The sequence below is a fragment of the Mesorhizobium sp. genome (assembly GCF_017306585.1).
GTDB lineage: Bacteria > Pseudomonadota > Alphaproteobacteria > Rhizobiales > Rhizobiaceae > Mesorhizobium.
The window spans coordinates 1-1,265 of the sequence record NZ_JAFKIC010000314.1 but is presented as its reverse complement, the minus strand read 5'-3'; the positions used below and the strand labels follow the sequence as shown (position 1 = coordinate 1,265).

Here is a 1,265-nt window from a genome sequence, read left to right as displayed (position 1 = left end):
CCCGTGCACGTTTCCGTCGTCATGCGCCAGAGCGGCGCCACCTTGCCGGTCGTGGAGACCGAAATCGCCGCGCTGTTCGGATTTACCGGCAGGGAGGCGCGGATCGCGATAGAGATCGCCGGTGGGCGCAGCCTTGACGAGGTCTCGCGGACGCTTGGCATCGGCATGGGGACGGTTCGCGGCCATCTCAAAGGCATTTTCGGCAAGACCGGAGTGAACAGCCAGGCAGCACTTGTATCGCTGCTCCTCGACGGCGGTTCCCGGGTTCGTCGCTCTCAGTAGCTCTGATCTGCCGCGACTACAGAAGTCGCTTTATGCGTGATCGGCCCAGTTCTGTGGAACTTGCCTCGCGCCTCTCCCAAACAGGAGAGGCGCGAGCCTGTTTACGAGACTAGCATCACTATCCGAATGGCAGTCCTGGGGGGTACGATGCGCAGACTTTTTCCGGCGGCGCTTGCCGCGATCGGTGTGGTGATGTTTTTCGCGCCCGGCCCAAGGGTTGCGCTGGCGTGGCCGCCGAGCGGATGTCCGGCGGGGCAGTATGGCCTGATTGGAGCCGGCGGGTCGAACGCTGGCAAGCCGATACCCTATGTCTGTACCTCGAAATGCCACAAGGGTTGGCACGTCGAGGGCGGCTATTGCGTCAAGAGCGTAAGTGCGCCTCCGGCTCCGGCGTCGCAGTCGAGCGCCGGTGGTGGCGCCGCGAAATGCCGTGGTGGTCCGGGAGCATACAAGAAGCAGACGCACAGCAATGCCAATGCCTCGACAGGCCAGTATGATTCATCCTCACGGCCGCAGAAATGCTGATGGCTTGAGTGTCGCGCGGCAGGCTGGCCCCGTGGCGAAACCGGCAAGCCGCCTGGTGAGCGGGACGCAGCGCATTCCACATTGATGCGCGGTCACGCCTGCTCCCGTAGCCAGTTCCAGGTGCCTCGCACATCGGCACCTCTCAGCCGGTCAGGGGTCGATACGGCATACCAGGTGCGGCCTGTCTCCAGGACGTGATCGAAAGGCTGCGTCAGGGCGCCTTCGCTGAGAGCCCTCGCGGCCAGCGTCAGGCTGCCGAGCGCCACCCCCTGGCCAAGCTCGGCGGCGGCCAGGGCGAAATCGCTGTCGCTGAAATTGGTCCCTGTCCAGGTTCCATTTGCGGTGATGCCGGCGTGCCGGAACCAGTCCGCCCAGCCAATGGGCCGCTCATCGTGAATGAGAGGCGCTTGGAGCAAGTCCGAAGGCTGGCGCAAGGCCGATGCACCCTCCGGCGTTGC

Annotated in this window: 3 protein-coding genes; 2 read left to right on the top strand and 1 reads right to left on the bottom strand. The window is 64.7% G+C overall.

What is annotated here, in order from left to right; translation table 11 throughout:
• Nucleotides 1-282: helix-turn-helix transcriptional regulator (locus tag J0I79_RS33935; protein WP_292870215.1), on the top strand; the 282-nt coding region annotated here is incomplete at its 5' end.
• Nucleotides 283-429: 147 nt separating this feature from the next.
• Nucleotides 430-807, top strand: a complete 378-nt coding sequence (locus tag J0I79_RS33930) for a hypothetical protein (protein WP_292870212.1) — start codon at nucleotides 430-432, stop codon at nucleotides 805-807.
• Between the two features lie 92 nt (nucleotides 808-899).
• Here the strand turns inward: J0I79_RS33930 and J0I79_RS33925 are convergent.
• Nucleotides 900-1,265: LysR substrate-binding domain-containing protein (locus tag J0I79_RS33925; protein WP_292870209.1), on the bottom strand; the 366-nt coding region annotated here is incomplete at its 5' end.